12 protein-coding genes, 1 other RNA gene and 1 pseudogene are annotated in these 18219 nt (G+C 30.2%); 7 read left to right on the top strand and 7 right to left on the bottom strand.

Going from position 1 to position 18219, the window contains the following annotated elements; all coding sequences use genetic code 11:
- Positions 1–1359: 1359 nt before the first annotated feature.
- Positions 1360–2061 (bottom strand): SIMPL domain-containing protein, encoded by a 702-nt coding sequence (locus ELQ09_RS06730; protein ID WP_134263855.1) that lies wholly within the window; start codon positions 2059–2061, stop codon positions 1360–1362.
- On the bottom strand, positions 2058–3260 hold the full coding sequence (locus ELQ09_RS06735; RefSeq protein WP_134263856.1) for a multidrug effflux MFS transporter: 1203 nt from the start codon (positions 3258–3260) through the stop codon (positions 2058–2060). The genes ELQ09_RS06730 and ELQ09_RS06735 overlap by 4 nt, the downstream gene beginning before the upstream one ends.
- Before the next feature lie 102 nt (positions 3261–3362).
- Between ELQ09_RS06735 and ELQ09_RS06740 the strand changes: the two genes are divergently transcribed.
- A complete protein-coding gene (locus tag ELQ09_RS06740; RefSeq protein WP_134224928.1) occupies positions 3363–4712 on the top strand; it encodes a DUF2130 domain-containing protein in 1350 nt (449 codons plus the stop codon).
- 23 nt (positions 4713–4735) lie between these two features.
- Here the strand turns inward: ELQ09_RS06740 and ELQ09_RS06745 are convergent, their stop codons facing one another.
- From ELQ09_RS06745 to typA, 3 genes are all read right to left on the bottom strand, one after another.
- Positions 4736–5779, bottom strand: a complete 1044-nt coding sequence (locus ELQ09_RS06745; protein WP_002860887.1) for a c-type cytochrome — start codon at positions 5777–5779, stop codon at positions 4736–4738.
- 177 nt (positions 5780–5956) lie between these two features.
- Positions 5957–6604 (bottom strand): hypothetical protein, encoded by a 648-nt coding sequence (locus tag ELQ09_RS06750; RefSeq protein WP_057100388.1) that lies wholly within the window; start codon positions 6602–6604, stop codon positions 5957–5959.
- Positions 6604–8412: a translational GTPase TypA gene (gene typA, locus ELQ09_RS06755; RefSeq protein ID WP_002860889.1), complete on the bottom strand. Its 1809-nt coding sequence runs from the start codon at positions 8410–8412 to the stop codon at positions 6604–6606. The genes ELQ09_RS06750 and typA overlap by 1 nt, the downstream gene beginning before the upstream one ends.
- Positions 8413–8546: 134 nt before the next feature.
- Between typA and ELQ09_RS06760 the strand changes: the two genes are divergently transcribed.
- From ELQ09_RS06760 to ELQ09_RS06775, 4 genes are read left to right on the top strand one after another with little or no spacing between them, the layout of a single operon-like run.
- Positions 8547–8870 (top strand): hypothetical protein, encoded by a 324-nt coding sequence (locus tag ELQ09_RS06760; protein ID WP_002868349.1) that lies wholly within the window; start codon positions 8547–8549, stop codon positions 8868–8870.
- Positions 8871–8885: 15 nt separating this feature from the next.
- Positions 8886–10781: a flagellar hook-length control protein FliK gene (locus ELQ09_RS06765; RefSeq protein ID WP_134224927.1), complete on the top strand. Its 1896-nt coding sequence runs from the start codon at positions 8886–8888 to the stop codon at positions 10779–10781.
- A gap of 53 nt (positions 10782–10834) precedes the next feature.
- Positions 10835–11710 carry a flagellar basal body rod modification protein gene (locus ELQ09_RS06770; protein ID WP_002933283.1) on the top strand — a complete coding sequence of 292 codons (876 nt, stop codon included), beginning with the start codon at positions 10835–10837 and terminating at the stop codon, positions 11708–11710.
- 3 nt (positions 11711–11713) lie between these two features.
- A complete protein-coding gene (locus tag ELQ09_RS06775) occupies positions 11714–13351 on the top strand; it encodes a flagellar hook protein FlgE (protein WP_070283796.1) in 1638 nt (545 codons plus the stop codon).
- 3 nt (positions 13352–13354) lie between these two features.
- On the opposite strand, the gene ELQ09_RS06780 is transcribed toward ELQ09_RS06775, so the two are convergent.
- Together ELQ09_RS06780 and ELQ09_RS06785 are read right to left on the bottom strand one after the other, a co-directional pair.
- Positions 13355–15226 carry a flagellar assembly protein A gene (locus tag ELQ09_RS06780; protein WP_134224933.1) on the bottom strand — a complete coding sequence of 624 codons (1872 nt, stop codon included), beginning with the start codon at positions 15224–15226 and terminating at the stop codon, positions 13355–13357.
- Between the two features lie 2 nt (positions 15227–15228).
- Entirely contained in the window at positions 15229–15906 is a 678-nt protein-coding gene (locus tag ELQ09_RS06785) for a bacteriohemerythrin (RefSeq protein ID WP_134224926.1), read from the bottom strand.
- 190 nt (positions 15907–16096) lie between these two features.
- Between ELQ09_RS06785 and ffs the strand changes: the two genes are divergently transcribed.
- Positions 16097–16194: signal recognition particle sRNA small type (gene ffs, locus ELQ09_RS06790), an RNA gene on the top strand.
- 190 nt (positions 16195–16384) lie between these two features.
- Positions 16385–18194: pseudogene (locus ELQ09_RS06795) on the top strand (DASS family sodium-coupled anion symporter).
- Positions 18195–18219: the final 25 nt, after the last annotated feature.

Genomic DNA, 18219 nt, shown 5'->3' on the forward strand with positions numbered 1-18219 from the left:
TAAAGAAAATGCTAGATTTATAAAAACTGAATTTTTAGCAAAATGTAATAATCATAAAATTATTGAAAATAATTTTAAAGAAGTAAAATTTTGTAATAATGTTACTTTTAGAAGAGCAAAATTTGAATCAAAAGTTAGCTTTACAATTTCAATTTTTAAAGAAAATGCTAGATTTATAAAAACTGAATTTTTAGCAAAATGTAATAATCATAAAATTATTGAAAATAATTTTAGTGAAACTATTTTTTATAATAAAACTAATTTTTATAAAGCAAAAATTGTTTCAAAAATAGATTTTAAGATTTCTCGTTTTAAAGGTGAGATTAGATTTGTTGAAACTAAGTTTTTATCAAAATTAGATAATGAAATTGCAAATAATTTTAGAGAAGTTGTATTTGAAGATAAGGTTTATTTTAATAAAACAAAAATTAATACTCAAATAAATTTTAAAATGGCAAAATTTAAAAATAATGTTGAATTCGTAAATTTACACAACAATGTTAGTTTTAATAATGTTAATTTTAAAGGCATTGTAAATTTTGAAAATTTAAATATTAATACTTTAAATTTTAAAAATGTTATATTTAACAATATAGTTAGTTTTGATAATATTAGATTTGATAATAATTGTAAGCCAAATTTTGAAAACTGTACTTTTTCTGATCAATTTAATATAGAACATAAATATATAGAATATAAATTTGATGAGATTGAAAAAACACAAGAATATGATAAATTATTAAATTATAGAGATTTATTTAGAAAATTAAAAAGCAATCGTATAGCTCATCATAATCTAATTGACGCTTCAGAATTAAGAGCTCAAGAGCTTTATGCCAGAGAATTAGAATTAAAACATAAAGAAAACAAAAGTTTAAAAGAAAAAATAGAACGATGGCAACTTGTCTTTTATCGCAAGCTTTGTGATCATCATACAGATTTGCTTTTAAATTTAAAATGGTTGGTTGTAGTGATAGGCTTGTTCGCTTTACTGTATTTTGCTTCACGAATGATTCAGGATATTAGCTTGTTAAAAGCTTTAAATCAATACGGAGTATGTTTAAGTATAGTTGGTGTTTTTAATTTGCTTTGTTTGTATTGGTTTGGATGTATAAAAAAATTTGATTTTTTTGTGTATCTTAATTTGATTGTAGTTTTATGGGTGATATGTTATATGCCGAAAATAATCTTTGGAATAGTAAATATTATAGGTGATAAGAGTTATAATGGCTTTGAAAATGCTTTGATTACGATTTATACCATACTTTTAGCTTTAGTCCTTTTCTCGCTCCAAAAAACCGCACGAAAAAATTCCATAGTGCCAAGCTAAGCCTTAAAGCTTAGCTTGAAAATTTATCATCAGTCCTTTAAGTAGTATTCTATAGTAGAAACCACTCTTATGGTTTTGATGTAAGGGGTGTTTTTATCCCTGTTGCTGATGCTAAATTGTCCTTGAGAAGCCTTTTTTATCTTGCCTAGATGGCTGTTTGAATCTTGTGCGAATTTTATCGCTGCATTTCTAGCATTGAGCGTTGCTTCTTCTATCATTTGAGGTTTTATCTCATTGAGTTTAGTATAAAGGTATTCTATGTCATAATTATCGATTTTCGTTACTATGCCAAATTTTGCAAGACTTGAAATGTTTTCTAGTATGCTTTTTCCAAGCTTTACATTTTGCGTATAGATGAGTAAATTCGCAGTACCTATGTATCGGTATGTAGCTTGAGTATCGTTGCTATAAGGATCGCTTAAACGATCTATGATGTTTGGCGAGTTGTAGCTGATCTCATCTTCTTTTACGCCTTGTTCTTTTAAAAATTTGATGATATTTTCTTTATCTTGTTCTAGTTCTTCGTATAAATTTGTAAGATTATTATTTGATCTTGTGAATTTTATAGGAAGTATCAAAGTATCCGCTTCGACTTCTTTTTGACTTAAACCCTTTACACTTACACTTCTTTCAAATGTTTTAAAATCACTTAAAGCCTTGTTAAATCCAAAAGCTAGAATCAAACTTGCCAAAACTATGGCTAAAGCCATAAAGATATTATTTGTTTTCATTTTTTCTCCTTTATTTTGATTAGAAAATATATCATATTTGCAACCAATACGCAAGCACACATTACAAAAGCAAGGATTATCGGCGTATTTGCGTTAATAGCCCCAACCACAAAAGAAATAAGCCCTGCAAAACCAAATTGTATCGTTCCAAGCACCGCAGAAGCAGTTCCGCTATGTTCTTTAAACCTTGCCATAGCCAAAGTTGTGGTATTGGGTGCGATGAAACCAAGCATAGCGATACTTGTAAAAATACTAAGTTCAAAAAGCAAGAAATTTGGATGAAAAAAGGCATTTACAAGTAAAATCACGGTCGATATAAACATTATCATCAAAGCTTTTGCCAAAATTTTTTCGCTTTCGTATTTTAAAACCAATCTTGCATTGATATTTGCACAGATGACAAAACCTAAAGCATTTGCCCCAAAAAGCAAGGCAAATTGTTGCTCGCTTAAGCTAAAAAACTGCGTAAAAACAAAGCTTGATCCTGTGATATAAGCAAACATCGCCGCCAAAGCAAAAGAAGCACACAGTATATAAACCAAAAAGCGTTTATCGCTTAAAACAAATTTGTAGCTTTTCATCGCTTCATGATGGGAAAATTTTTTGTTTTTAAGATGAGGTGCGGACTCTTTTAAACCAAAAAGTATCATCAAAAAAAGCAAAATTCCCAAAGCAAACAAAGTCGCAAAAATACTATGCCATGAAAAATACTCTAGCAAAATTCCCCCAAAAGTTGGCGAAAGCATAGGAGCAAGAGAACTAAAAACCATCATCAAAGCAAAAATCCCTGCAGCTTCTTTGATCTCAAACAAGTCATTGACAATAGCCCTTGCGATAACCACACCTGCACAACCCCCAAGTGCTTCAAAAAATCTTAAAGCGATAAAAGCATAAATATCATCGATAATCACACAAAACAAACTCGAAACGATGAAGAAAAATATCCCCACCAAAGCTGGAATTTTACGCCCAAAAATATCACTTAAAGGCCCATATATAAGCTGTCCTAAAGCAAAAGCGATAAAAAAACTTGCAAGGCTAAGTTGGGTTAAAAAAGAGTTGGTTTGAAAACTTTGCTCCACATGAGAAAGTGCAGGCAAATACATATCTGTAGAAAGTGGTGCTATGCTTGACATCAAAGCAAGGATAATGATAAGTTTAAATTTGGCAAAGCCGTGAATTTTGGTGTGTTTTTGCATTTGTAATCCTAATTATTCTAAAAGAATGATTTTAACAAGTCAATCTTAGAATAATCTTTGTTTTTCTATGTTAAATTTAGGGAAAAATTCTAAGGAAATTTTATGCAAAATTTAAACCAAAATGAACAAATCAAATGCCCAAGTTGTGGAAGTTTTATCGATATCAGCACTGCTTTATATGCTCAAATTTTAGATAAAGCTAAGCAAGAAATGCTAAAACAAAAAAAAGAATTTGATGATGAGGTAAATGCCAAAAGAGCTGAATACACCAAAGCTTTAAATGATTTAAAAACTCAAAAGATAGAACAAGAAAAACTCATAAGCGAGCAAGTAAGCCAAAAGCTTCTTTTAGAAAAGCAAAAATTTGAACAAGAACTTCTCATGCAAAAGCAAAATTTCCAAAAAGAATTTAGCGAGAAATTTAACAAAGAGCATGAAAATGAAATGAAAATCATGCAAGAAGAACTCGAGAAAAAAAGCAAAGAGCTTAGCGAGTTTTTAAGCATAAAGGCTGAAAATGAAAGGCTAAAAAGAGAGCAAAAAGAAAATGAAGAAAGATTGAAATTTCAAGCCAAAGAAGAGGCTTTTAAAGAATTTAAAGAACAAGAAAGCAAAAATTTGGAATTTGAAAGAGAAAAAATGCGTCTTGAATTTCAAAAAAGTACTCAAGAGCAAGATCTTAAATACAAAGAACTAGAAACGAATTTTAAAAGCGTAGCCCAAAAGCTAGAAGACGCACAACGCAGGATAGAACAAGGCTCACAGCAACTCCAAGGCGAAGCAGCTGAACTACTTATAGAAGAATACATACAAAGTGAGTATTTAAGTGATGAAGTAAAAGAAGTGCCAAAGGGCGTAAATGGAGCTGATTGTCTGCATATAGTAAAGGATAATTTTGGAAATATTTGCGGAAGTATTTTATATGAAAGCAAACGCACTAAAGAATTTAATAAAGAATGGCTTGATAAACTTAAACTAGATAGTATAGCTGCAAAAAGTGATATAGCGGTTTTGATCACAAAAACTATGCCAAAAGATAAAGAAAAAACGCATTTTAAAGAAGGAATTTTGATTTGTACTTTTAATGAATTCAAAGGTGTTTTAGCAGTGCTTAGAGAAAGCATTATAAACGCTTATAAACTCAAAAATGCCCTACAAAACAAAGATGAAAAAAATCACATTTTATACGAATACTTAAATTCTAAGGAATTTAACACGCAAATCACTTTTATACTCAAAACTTACCAAAATATGAAAGAAGAGTTAGAAGCTGAAAAAAGGGCTTTACAAAATATATGGAAAAAAAGAGAAAGAGCTATAGAAAATCTAAGTTTTAATTCCACTGCCATAGTGAGTTCTTTAAACGCGATATTTAGCGACTTACAAGGTGGAAATTTGATAGGCGAAGAAGGGATTAAAAGTCTTGAAAATTTAGCAAAAGATGAGGATTAATTTTGGGCTAAGCCCAAAATTAATCATTCTCCTGGGAAGTGATTTGGATTTTTCCAAGGTCCGTATTTTACTTTTATGTATTCTTTAGGGTCTAAATTTTGTTGCGGTGAAGCAAAATACTCAGGTTTTAATGATGGGGATTTGCTATAAGCTGTATCAAGTCCTGCACGATTTTCTGTAGTGGTTATAGGCATTCTTACAAAACCTGTATTGACATAAGCTGCTATATCTAGTGCATCTTCATCGCTTAATATAGGATTATCTGCACTCGCACCAAAAGGCATGGCTGATTTTAAAAATCTTGCTAAAAATGGTATCATAGCCATGTGTCCACCATCAGGATAGATAAGTAAAGATGGATATAAATGTCCGCTACCTTGTTCGTAATTATCATTTTTTACCCCAAGTCCTCTTTCGCCATGACAAGCAACGCAATTTTCTTCAAAGAGTTTTTTTCCACGCACAGGGTCAGCTGGGCGATTTGGAAAATTCATCTTAGCAAAAAAATCTCCTTCAAGCTTTACGCCGTCTTTGATGCCATAAGCTTCTTTTAGCCACTTAAAATAAGCTAAAATTGCTTTCATTTCTTTAGAATCATTAGGAAATCTATGAGAGTCAGTTCCACCCATTCCGCGAATTCTATCTTCAACAGAGATGATTTTCATCGTTTCTATGTCAAGTCTTGGATAATTGTTTAGGACATTTAAAAATGGAATAACATATTTTTTTGTCCCTGGTAAACCATTGCCGTCATTGTCCATGTGACAGGAAATACAGTTTACTTCGTTGCTTGTCTTTTTTAGCTTGCTATAGGGTCCTAGAGTACTTTCTGTCTTGCTTAAAAGCTCTATGCCATAACGGATTAAATCCCCTTGCTTACCTTTTGGAACATCATTGATGCTTAAATTTTTATTTGGCCATTCTTGCACAGGTCTTTTGGAAAGTTCCTTAAAATACTCTACTCCTTCCTTGTCGCTTAATTCTTCTCCTACTTTGTAATCACTCACGCTTTTAGCACTAAGACTCAAACTAAGACATAAACCAAGCAATAAAATGTGTTTTTTCATGATTTTCCTCCTTTTTATTTGCAGTTCAAATTGATTTTAGTGTATTTTTTCTTAAATATTAAGCATAATAAGAATAATTTAAATAAAATTAAATTTTAAAGTGTTACTAAAAGTAATATATTTTTAAAGTATATAATTAATATTTATTAAAATTTTATAATATTAACTTTATGTTAATTATTTAAATAGTTTGTTTTTTATAGAGTTTAGATTTTCTTCTAAATTTTTGAAATTGTTTTCTAAATCTTTTTTTATATCTATAAAGAAAGGATTGCTTAAAGTAGCGATAAGATAATGATTTTCTTTAGAAAAGATATGATTTAAAGTGAAATTTTTATCTTTAAGTTTGATATAAATTTGGTCTTTGTTTTCAAAGCTAGGATTTTTGTTTGCACTTAAAATTTCGAGTAAAATTCCGCAAAAAAAGCGTTTGTTTTCGTCCAAAAACTGAATATCATAAATTTTAAAATCCTTAAATTCAAAGCAGTTTTGACTTTTAAATTCTTTCAAATCCTTTGTAAGCCCTAGTTTTAAAAAGTCTTTTTGGCTTAAACTTTGCTTTTTAAATTTCGCCCCAAAACGACGCAAAAACAAATTTAAAGCATCAATTTGTAATTCTTTTTGTGCGAGTTTTAGTTTTTTGGCTGTAAAACGAAAGAAAAAAACACCTACAAAAACAGCTAAAATCACTGCGATTAAGGCATCTCTTATAAAAACAAAGGCTAAAAAACCTACAAGTAGGGCTTCGATAATGCTTAGGAATTTTAAGATTCCTAAGCGTTTAAGTATATAAAGTCTATTATTTTCTAAGCTTTTTAAATCCATTAAGATTTTGCTTTTTCCATTCTTTTTCTTTGAGTTGGATCAAGATAGCGTTTGCGAACACGCACATTTATAGGCGTAACTTCTACAAGTTCATCTTCTTCTATCCACTCTAAAGCTCTTTCAAGGCTTAATTTTCTAGGTGGCACAAGCTTGATTGCATCATCGCTTCCACTCGCTCTTACATTGGTAAGATTCTTTCCTTTGATAGGATTAACATCTAAATCATTTGGACGAGAGTGCTCACCTATAATCATACCAGTATAAACTTTAGTTTGAGGCTCTATGAAAAGCACTCCACGCTCTTGAAGGTTAAACAAGGAATACCCTAAAGCCACGCCATTTTCCATAGAAATTAAAGCTCCATTATTACGCTTTTCAACCGCACCGCTAAAAGGACGGAATTCTAAAAAGCTATGATTCATCACACCTTCGCCTTTAGTATCGGTTAAAAATTGGCTTCTAAAACCTATAAGTCCGCGTGCTGGAATTTCAAACTCAAGTCTTGTTTGTCCATCGCCTGTTGGTGCCATAGTTTTCATTTCAGCTTTTCTTTTGCCAAGTTTTTCTATTACCGCACCGCTAAATTCCTCAGGCACATCGATAACTAAATGTTCAAAAGGTTCTGTTTTAACCCCATCTTCAACCTTTACGATAACTTCAGGTCTTCCCATGCAAAACTCAAAACCTTCACGACGCATATTTTCAGCTAAAATAGTGATTTGAAGTTCACCCCTACCGCTTACTTTAAATTTGCCTTCGCCTGTGCTTTCGTATTTCATAGCGATATTAGTTTTCATTTCAGCTTCTAAGCGTTCAGCGATTTTATTTGAAGTTACATGTTTTCCTTCAGTTCCTGCTAATGGGCCATCATTTACAGAAAATACTATACTTAAAGTCGGCTCTTCAATGTGTAAAGGATCAAGTGGCATAGGATTGTTTGGATCTACAACGCTATCACCTACATCTAAAGCTTCAAAACCTGCTATAGCTACGATATCTCCACTTCCTGCTTCTTCAATATCCATTTTTTCTAAGCCCATAAAGCCAATGAGTTTTGAAATTCTACCATTTACTTTGGTGCCATCAGCTTTTGCAAGCATTACGCTTTGGTTTTTCTTCACAACCCCATTGAAAATTCTAGCAATGCCTATTTTACCTACGAAATTATCATATCCTAAAGTGAAAACTTGAAGTTGTAAAGGATTATCATTTGTGCCACTTGGTGCTGGAACGCGTTCAAGTATGGTTTTAAAAAGTGGCTCCATATTATCACTTTCATCGTTTAGATCAAGCTTAGCATAACCATTTTTTGCTGCAGCATAAACTATGGCAAAGTCAAGTTGCTCATCGTTTGCATCTAGGGCTACAAAAAGATCAAAAATTTCATTGATCACTCTTTCAGGATCAGCAGCTGGTTTGTCGATTTTGTTGATTACAACTATAGGTTTAAGCCCTAAAGATAAAGCTTTTTTAACCACGAATTTAGTTTGTGGCATAACGCCTTCTTGAGCATCTACTAAAAGCAAAACTCCATCAATCATTTTTAAAACGCGTTCTACTTCTCCGCCAAAATCAGCATGCCCTGGAGTATCTATGATGTTGATTTTTGTACCTTTGTAATTGATTGCTGTATTTTTTGAAAGTATGGTAATGCCGCGTTCTTTTTCTATATCGTTGCTATCCATAACGCGTTCTGAAATTTGTTCTCTTTCGCTAAAGGTGCCTGATTGTTTTAACAATTCATCTACCATAGTGGTTTTACCATGGTCAACGTGAGCTATAACTGCTATATTTCTAATATTTTCCAAATTTTCTTCTCCAAAGCTAAATTTTTAAAAGCTTAGATTATACAAAAATTTAACTTAAACTACAAAGTATCAAAACTTGGAACACTTCTTGCTTCAAAAACTTATGAAATTAAAATTTTAAAAAGGAAGTTAAAATGTCAAAACCATTAAATGAAGAGATTTTTGTTGAATTTAAAAGTGATTTAGCTGAGAGAAAAAATGAAGTTTTGCTTCAAGTTTTAGAACTTTTAGAAACTTTTAGATCAGATAAAAACGAAAAAATGGCAAGAATTTCAAGTGAGCTTACAGAAATTTTAGAAAATGAAGAAAATTTAGAAAAAATTTTAAATGCTAAAAATTTAGAAGAGCTTTTAAATATCTTAACTGCTTTAAATGAAGACAAGATGATTAAAGTATATGAAGATTCTTATTTGAAAGAAAAATTTCCTAATGTAATGGTAGATAAATTTTTAAAATAATTTTTTGAAGGAAAAGTGATGTCAAATTTAGCTCCGCAAAATGATGTTTTAAATCTTACGCCGAGTAAAACTTCTACTACTAGCAGTTCTTTTAGTAAAACTAGTAAAAATAAAGAACATGAAAGTAGTGATAGTAAAAATTCAACTCAAGATGATACAGAGAGTTTTTTAAATTCTTTGCTCAATTCTATCGATGAAACTAATGAATTTTTACCTGATCATATGAAGATCAGTCAAAAAGAAGTTGTTAATGAAGCGATGAACAGACTTCAAAAAGGAGCTTTTGATGAGAGTGATAAGATAAGCATTTTCGAATCTGCTTCTTTTATGCAAATTCTTTCTTTATTGGATAAGCTAAAAACAGATACAGCAGATGTTAAACTGGCAAATCTTTCTACTCAACTTTCAAGTCTTATTAAAACAGAGGCTAATTTTAATGCTTTAAAAGGCGCATCAAATCTTAGTGAGCTTTTGGACATAGCTAAAGATTTGGGTTTAAATGTAAAAAATATTAAAGTAGATCGTCTTCTTGATCTTAAAGCAACTTTTCCAAATTTAGATAAGGCTGATTTTTTTAAGGGTGCTGTGGATAATGTTTTTAAAGAAATCATCAATAATAAAATTTCCAATGTGAGTAAAAATTTAAATCACAATTTACAAAATACAACTCATACTACAAGCACTCATTCTACGCAAAAAATAAATTCTAAAGATAGCGGTTCTTTGCTTTCTCAAACTTTAAAAAATTTAGACTCCATACTTTCATCCAAAGAAAGCAAACACGAAAAAAATGATAAAGTTAAATCAAAAATAGAAGAAGATGTCACAGATGCTAAAAATACTTTAAAAAATATCAAAAATGATGAGTTTACAAAAAATTTAACAGAAGAGTTAAATATAAAAGATAAAAAAAACCAAGATAATTTAAATAAAGATAACAATCTTAAAGATTTGATTAAAGATAGTACAAAACAAGATAAAAATTTAAACAAAGAGTTAAAAGACAATGCAAGCACTCAGGAGCTTACAAATCTTAAAGATTTTAATAAAGAAAACAAAGATTTTAATAAAGAGTTAAATAAAAATCAAGAAAAAAACAATTTAAATCAAGAGAATATACAAGATCAGAATAAAAATTTAAAGAACAATAATCAAAATTTAAATCTTGATAAAAATTTAAATAAAGAAATTGTCAAAGATGCTCAGAATTTAGTTTCAAATTTAACACAAAAAGATTTTAGTTTAAATAAGGAGCCTAAAAACAACAACAAAGAAAATAAAGATATAAAACAGAATTTCTTTGATCAAAAATTAAATTTTGAAAATTTAAATAAAACTCAAGTAGTTCAAAACAAAGAGAATAATGCAAATTTTAATAACAATACCAATAAAGAAACTTTTACTCAAGAGCAAACAAAAACGCACAGTGAAAATGTAGATAAAAATAGTTTAGATGAGTTAAATTCTTTAGTCAAAGACTTAAATAAAGTAACACAAAACAATGCTCGCAATATCACTCCTAAAGAGACTTTGCAACATTTTTCACAAGATTTAAAAGAGGCTGTGGATCAATATAAAGCGCCTATTACTAAACTTAGCATCACTTTAAATCCTAATAATCTTGGAGAAGTGGAGGTAACTTTGATACAAAGAGGCAATAACCTTCATATCAATTTCAACTCCAATACCAATGCAATGAATTTATTTATTCAAAATCAAGCCGAGTTTAAAAATTCTCTTGTAAATATGGGATTTACTGGACTTGAAATGAATTTTAGCGATCAAGGTAAAAGAGAGCAAAATCAAAATCAAGGAAAAAATCGTAGTGGATATGGTTTTAAAGATGCTTTAGATGGAAAAAATGAAAGTGAAAAAGTCAATCTAGAGCTTGTTTTAGCGAAGTATTTCTAAGTTGGAACACTTATTGCTTAAATAATAAAAAACTAAATAAAAAGGAGTTTATAATGATATCATCATCGGATTGGAATTTAAATACTGCCGCTACAACTTCAGGTACTACTTCTTCAGGAAGTACTAGTGGAACAACTGGAACAGATTCAAGCAGTAGCTCAGGAATAGTGAGCAATCCAAATGCTACCTTAGATAAAGATGCATTTTTAAAACTTCTTTTGATTGAGCTTCAACATCAAGATCCAACCGATCCTATGGATAGTGATAAAATGCTTACACAAACCTCACAGCTTAGTGCACTTGAAATGCAGCAAAATACCAATACAACTATGCAAAAAATGGTTGAAACTATGGAAAAACTTTCCAATTCTTTTAGCACGAGCATGAGTACTGCAGCAGTGGGAGCTATAGGAAAAATGGCTACGGTAAATGAAAACAAAGTCAAATTAACAGGCGCAGATGAGGTTATTGCACTAAAAATGTATTTGCCTGAAGATTCGGATGATAAAGGAATCACCTTAGAGGTTTATGATAAAAATAATAAGTTGGTATTTAGTGAAAAAAGTAATGAGGGAAAAGAAGTATCAAAAGGTTTATTTACATTAGAGTGGCCTGGTAGAAATAATGATGGTGTTTATGCTGGGGATGGAGAGTATAGTGTTAAAGTGGTTTATAATAATAAAAACGGGGAAAAGATCACTGCAAATTATGGAACTTATCCTATAGAGGGTATTAAATTTGTTGATGGGGTTGCTTATGCAAAAATGGGTGGTCAATATGTAAGTTTTGATGATATTGGTGAAATTAGTGATTATAAACTTGGTTCATCTTCAACTTCCGTTGGAGATAGTTCAGGTGGAGACTCAAGTGATGGAGATTCTTCTAATTCTGGATCCACAGAAGAAGGCGACAAAGAGGAAAAGGCATAAGCCATGATGAATTCATTTTATAATGGAATTTCTGGAGTTAAAACAAATAGTTTTGGTATTGATATTTATGCAAATAATATAGCTAATGTTAATACTACAGGTTTTAAGTATTCTGATGCTCAATTTAAAGATATTTTTTATAGCACCATAACTACTCAATCAACTAATCCTGCTCAAGGTGGATATGGCTCAGGATCAGCTTCTTCTAATGTGGTTTTTGAACAAGGTTCTCTTGTGGCAAGCGATAGCGAATTTGATGTGGCTTTACAAGGAAAAGGATTTTTTGGGGTTTTGGGGGCGGATGGTAATGCTTACTATACTAGAAATGGATCGTTTAAAAGAGATGCAAATGGATATTTGGTAGATTCTTATGGAAATTTTGTTTTAGGAACAATGAACCCTGCTTTTACCGGTATCAACTATAGCGATAGGGTTGCGGGGCTTATGGGGGATTATCTTAACACAGGAACTCCGGTAAATAATGGTTTTACCGTAAATTCAAATAATTCTTTCAGTATAGGCACAACTGCTTCTCAAGGGGCTATTAAAGTACCTGTGAATATGTATTTACCTCCTCAAGTAACTCAAAATGTAAAATGGAGTGGAAGTTTAAATACTAACACAACAACAGAAGTGGTCAAAGTGGATCTTGATCCTGGTAAATTTAACATTACAAAAACCGAAGATGGAAAATATGTAGTTAGCGGTAGTGTTAGCAAAGAAGATGTGTTTAGTGCTAAAGTGGGTGATAGGATCATTTTAAATTTCACTGACGATAATGGCGTAAAAAAAAGCTTTGAAGCAACTTTAGATGAAAATCTTAATTTTAAAAGCAATGAGCTTGATTTAAAGGGTTTGGATGAAAATAGCATCAAGCTTGATACAGCTCAAATTTCAACAGAACAACAAAAAGCCAATAAAGATATTTTAGAATCCCCTATTTATAATGCAGATGGAAGTAAAAGTACTTTAAGGGTTACGCTTGAAAGGGTTTTGCCGCAAGAAGGCGATAATATACAATATAAAGCCATTGCCCAAATTTATGATTCTAATGGCAATGCTGTAGGCAATCCAACTGAAGGAAATATGGTTTTTGATAAAAATGGTGCTTTGCTTCAAAATAATATTACAAGCATTGCAAACCCAAATGGCGGAACAATTAATATTGATTTAGGCTCTCCTTATGATGCTAATAAACCTGGTTCGGGTTATAGTGGGATTTATATTAAAGAAGGCGTTGAAAAAAATGTAGTTACACAGCAAGATGGTGTAGCCGAAGGATTTTTTAAACAATATGATATATCTGATGATGGAAGTATTGTAGCGCAATTTAGCAATGGTAAAAATGCTATAGTTGGAAAGCTTGCTTTATATAATTTTATCAATGAGCAAGGATTGGCTGCTATGGGCGATAATATCTTTGCTGCAACAGCTAATAGTGGTGATGCAAGTTTTATTATGAAAAATGGACAGATTGTTAATACAGCTAAATTTAAAGGTGGTTTTTTAGAGCAATCTAATGTTGATTTAAGTGTAGAGCTTTCAAATCTTATAGTAACTCAAAAAGCCTTTGATGCAAGCTCAAAAAGCATTACCACAAGCGATCAAATGATACAAAAGGCTATTAATATGAAAAGATAATTTTTAGGAATTATCTTTTTCTAGTTTTTCAAAAATAATTTTAATTTCTTCTATATCGCTTTCGCTATAATCATGACTTGATTTAATATAGCTTGCTTGTTGCCCTTTTTCAAGGTATAAAACTTTTTCATAATCTTTTAAATTTATTTGATGCTTTAGTTCAAGCTCAGTGTTTGTTTTAGGATAAAATTTTAAAAAATTATCCTCTCCAATATTTTCGGCTTTTATGTATATTTTTACATTATAAACCATTTCATCTAAAAAATTTAGCTTTGCGTCAATATGATATTTTAATTTTATAAGTTTTTTATACAAGACGCTAAGATGATTATATTTTTTTATGATATCACGATAAAGATTTGAAAATTTCATATCTATAGCATTAAGTTTTTCAGTTTTTTGAAGTTTGATAATCTTGATTTGATTTTTGATTAGATAATCATAGTAATTTTGCATTTGACTTATGATATTATCAAGTTTACTCTTTGTTTTAAGGCTTAAATTTGTAAGATTTTCAGTTTCTGAGTTTGATTTATTGTTAATAAAATCTAGTGGAGAAATTACAATATTATTTTTAAATTTTATATTATTTGTTATGATTAGATTTTTTTTGGGATATAAGATATTATCTGCTAATAAATTGCAAATATAAATATTTTCTGCTTCTATTTTTCCACCCATGCAGTTTTCAACAAATACATTTTTGGCTATAACTATCCCGTTTTCTAAATTTTTTATATACACAGTATCAGCTTGCAAAGTTCCTTTGTGTGTTGTAATAAAAATATCTTGTGCAAAAATTTCGCTTTTTGCATGAGTTAGGCCTTTGATGCTGATATTTCTTCCATAAAGTTTTGTCGCTCCAATGCTTCCGTTTACTTTTATGTCTGAAGCTTGAACATTTACAATGCCTGATTTAACAGCATCATCATTTATATCAAAATTAGCGATTTCTAAGTTTATATTTTCATCAGTATTTGTTTTGATTGAACCGGTTGTTTTAAGTCCTACTTGTGATAATTTTAAATTATTTGTAACACTATATCCTGATCGGTCTTTATTTAAAAATCCATAATTTGCACTAAAATATTTAATTCTATCTTCTAGTTCTTCTGTATAAATGCTTTCATCTTTTATGATAAAAGGATTATCAAAAAAAGCTATTGGGTTTAAATGAAGGATTTCTCCTCTTAAATTTCTACCTTCTTTTCCAAGAATTCTATAAATGTATTCAAAAAGTAGCTCATTTTTTTCAATAGGTTTACAGTAGCTTCCTTCATCATAGCTAATATTTTCGTCAAAACATTCTTCGTTAACATCTCTATGATAAATAATTTCATCGCTTTTATGTTCAATCTTATCTACACCTTTGGCAATTTCAAGCTCTATTTCTTTAATAGATGGATTTTTTTGTATTGATAAGATAAAATCATCAATCTTGTCAAATAAATTTTTATCAAGTCTTAAGATTAAAAATTTTTGCTTGATCATTACTTTATAAATATTTTGTAAAATGTCAAATTTTAAATTTGGATAGTATTTAAAATTATCCAAAAAATTAATATTGACCTTAAGATAAGTTAAACTAGGATTAGATTTAAGCTTAACCACGAAACAGTTTTTTTGTGTTTTTGGATAAATTTCTATAAGAAATTTTTGCACCATGGTATTGTAATTTTTTACAAAAAAATCATCCGCATAAAATAAGTCAAAATCCTTTCTTTCATAAGTTTTTGTTTTTGCTGGTTTTATATTAGAACACAGAAGTTTAAAATCTATAATTCTAAAATCAAGAATTTGATCTGTGCTGGCTTGTTCATATTTTAAACTTTCAAAAGGATTGAAAGTTTCTAAAGTTTTTATTTCATAGCTCATCATTACACTCCTATGTTTTCGAGGATATGATTTAACATTTCATAATTTTGATTTAAATCAATATGATCTAAATGCACTAAAATTTGTCCACATTTTTCACATTTTAAAGTATTTTCTTTGCTAACAAGTTCTTCGTGTATGGTTTGTGGAACTGCATGAGTACGCAAATAACAGTTGCAAATATAATCATAGGTTTTTTCAGTCTTTAAATCTTGCCTAATTGATTTTAATTTTATGTATTGCTCTAGATTATAATGAATCTCTTGAAGATGTAGAGCTTTTTTTGTGAAGTTAGCTATCCATAAATCTTCAATAGCAAAATGATCTAAAATCCAATCTTTGGTTAATATGGAAAGTTCTTGAGACATTTTTACAATATTATCTGAATGCTCTAAAAGTTCTTTAGTCTTTTTTAATAATATTTGATGAGATTTTCTATGTTCTTCAATCAAAGGAAAATCAATGCTTTCCATAAATTTTTCTTCATCTTTGAAATGAATTTTTACATATTGGAATAACTTTGTAAGAATTTGTTTTAAATCATTTTTGTGTTGCACATCATTATCTTGAATTTTTAAAGCTAAATCGTTTGCAATTTCAGCAATTTCAAAAATTAGTTCGTGTTGTTTATCTAATTGTATGTTTTTAATGCTAAAATCTTTACTCCATTTGATTTCCATGATTTTTCCTTAAAAATTTATATAATATATCTATATAATCGTATTTCCTTGAAAAAAACAATAATTTTGCAAATTAAATTTAAAAATTTATATAAAATATAGCCAATTTGTTACATATTTATACATTTTTATATTTAGTTTTTATAGCTCAACACTTTTTAAGTATATTATGATATAATTTCTTTGCCTTTTCTTAGACCTGTGCAATGCTATTTTTAAGCACCGCTTCAGGGTGGGAACACAGCAGAGCACTTGATTTTAGTGTGTGCCGCAGTTATCTGGGGAAGGGTTTTATTCATTTAAAATTCCCTATTTATTTTTCAATTAGACTAGCTTCTTTATAACATAAAAAATTATGTATGTTTGTAACAATAAATTAAAAATTTATTTAAAAATTATAATTTTAAGATTTATTAAAATATTAGTTAATTAGAATTTAAGCATTGTAAATTACATTACCAATATCAAAGGATAAACAATGGATAGAAAGAAAATTCCCTTGTTGGTGCTGCGTATTTTAATTGCAGCTGTGTTTTGGCTTATACCTACTCTTGTTAGTTTGCAAGATAATTCTTGGCATTTTCTTGGGCTTTTTATTGCTGTGATTATGGCAGTGATTTTACAAGTAATGCCTTTGGGGGCTGTTTGTATGATAGCTATTGTCATAGTAGCTCTTAGCGGCATTACCACTACCCAAAGTTCTGTGCGTGCTACGCATATAAAAACTCTTGAGGGAATTGTTTTAAGAGATAATTCTAATATCTATAAAACAACTATGGATGAGGCAGTTGAAGCCGCTACTTTGCAGGCTTTAATCAATGCTAATATAAGTAGAAATTTAAAAGCAAAAGTTGATGAAATTTTAAAATCAAGCACAGATGTAAATTATCAAATTGAAAATCTAAGTAAAAATTTACACCAAAGCTACTTCAAAAACTTCTACGCAACAACTTATTGATGAGACTAAAATTTTAGCTTTAAATACTTTAGCACTTGATTTTTTATCTCAAAAGAGTATAGATGAAAAGGTAAATACTGCTATATCAAATTTAAAATCTAAAACGGGTATAAAAGACGCTTTAAGTGGTTTTTCAAATTCTCTTATTTGGCTTATAGTTATTTCTATTATCGTGGCTCGTGGAGTTATTAAAACAGGACTTGGAGAGCGTTTAGCTTATCATTTTATCAGTATTTTTGGTAAAAAAACCTTAGGTATTGCTTATTCTATAGCTTTTTGTGAAACCATTTTAGCTCCAGTTACTCCTTCAAATACTGCAAGAGCAGGGGCTATCATAAATCCTATAGTTCAAGCTATTGCAAGAAGTTTTAAATCCACTCCTGAAGATGGAACACAAAATAAAATAGGCACTTATCTTTCTTTGGTAAATTATCAAGCTAATCCTATTTCATCAGCTATGTTTATTACAGCTACAGCTCCAAATCCTTTGGTGGTTGATCTTATAGTACAAGCTACAAATTTAGAAGTGCATTTAACTTGGGGGCAATGGGCTTTAGGGATGTTTTTACCTGGTATAGCTGCTATGCTTTTGATGCCTTTGGTGCTTTATTTTCTCTCTCCGCCAGAAATTAAATCCACGCCTAATGCTTCCACTTTTGCTAAAGACAAATTAAAAGAGCTTGGAAAAATGAAAAATAGTGAAAAAATCATGCTCAGTGTTTTTGTCTTGCTTTTGCTTTTATGGGCTGGGACTTTTGGTTTGCTTTTTGGAATTTCTCTTGATGCGACTAGCGTGGCTTTGCTTGGGTTGTCTTTGGTGTTGATTAGTGGAGTTTTAACTTTTGGGGAAGTTTTGGCTGAAAAAGCTGCTTGGAATACTTTAGTATGGTTTTCAGCTCTTGTAATGATGGCAACTTTACTTGGCAAACTTGGTGTTACACAGTTTTTAGCTGAAGCTTTAGGTGAATTTGCTTCTGCTATGGGACTTGGGGAAATTTCTATTATGATATTTTTAAGCCTTGCTTTTTTATATACACACTATTTCTTTGCTTCTACTACAGCTCATATATCAGCAATGTTTTTTGTTTTTTATAGTGCAGGGCTTGCTTTAGGAGCACCACCACTTCTTTATGCTTTTATTATGATAGCTTCAGGTAATGTTATGATGGCATTAACTCACTATGCAACAGGAACAGCTCCTGTTATTTTTGGAACAGGCTATGTAACTCTTAAAAAATGGTGGAGTATAGGTTTTGTGATTTCCATAGTTGATATAGTAGTGATGATAGCTGTTGGGCTTTTTTGGTGGAAAATTTTAGGATTTTATTAATAATTTCTAGGAAGTAATTCCTAGA

Source organism: Campylobacter sp. CH186 (genome assembly GCF_004378925.1).
Classification (GTDB): domain Bacteria; phylum Campylobacterota; class Campylobacteria; order Campylobacterales; family Campylobacteraceae; genus Campylobacter_D; species Campylobacter_D jejuni.

What these genes read in the sequence shown, in the direction of transcription:
- ELQ09_RS06735 (WP_134263856.1), bottom strand. Translation starts at nt 3,260, where the DNA reads ATGCAAAAACACACCAAAATTCACGGCTTTGCCAAATTTAAACTTATC.
- ELQ09_RS06785 (WP_134224926.1), bottom strand. Translation starts at nt 15,906, where the DNA reads ATGGAAATCAAATGGAGTAAAGATTTTAGCATTAAAAACATACAATTA.
- ELQ09_RS06730 (WP_134263855.1), bottom strand. Translation starts at nt 2,061, where the DNA reads ATGAAAACAAATAATATCTTTATGGCTTTAGCCATAGTTTTGGCAAGT.
- ELQ09_RS06740 (WP_134224928.1), top strand. Translation starts at nt 3,363, where the DNA reads ATGCAAAATTTAAACCAAAATGAACAAATCAAATGCCCAAGTTGTGGA.
- ELQ09_RS06780 (WP_134224933.1), bottom strand. Translation starts at nt 15,226, where the DNA reads ATGAGCTATGAAATAAAAACTTTAGAAACTTTCAATCCTTTTGAAAGT.
- ELQ09_RS06745 (WP_002860887.1), bottom strand. Translation starts at nt 5,779, where the DNA reads ATGAAAAAACACATTTTATTGCTTGGTTTATGTCTTAGTTTGAGTCTT.
- ELQ09_RS06770 (WP_002933283.1), top strand. Translation starts at nt 10,835, where the DNA reads ATGATATCATCATCGGATTGGAATTTAAATACTGCCGCTACAACTTCA.
- ELQ09_RS06775 (WP_070283796.1), top strand. Translation starts at nt 11,714, where the DNA reads ATGATGAATTCATTTTATAATGGAATTTCTGGAGTTAAAACAAATAGT.
- ELQ09_RS06760 (WP_002868349.1), top strand. Translation starts at nt 8,547, where the DNA reads ATGTCAAAACCATTAAATGAAGAGATTTTTGTTGAATTTAAAAGTGAT.
- ELQ09_RS06750 (WP_057100388.1), bottom strand. Translation starts at nt 6,604, where the DNA reads ATGGATTTAAAAAGCTTAGAAAATAATAGACTTTATATACTTAAACGC.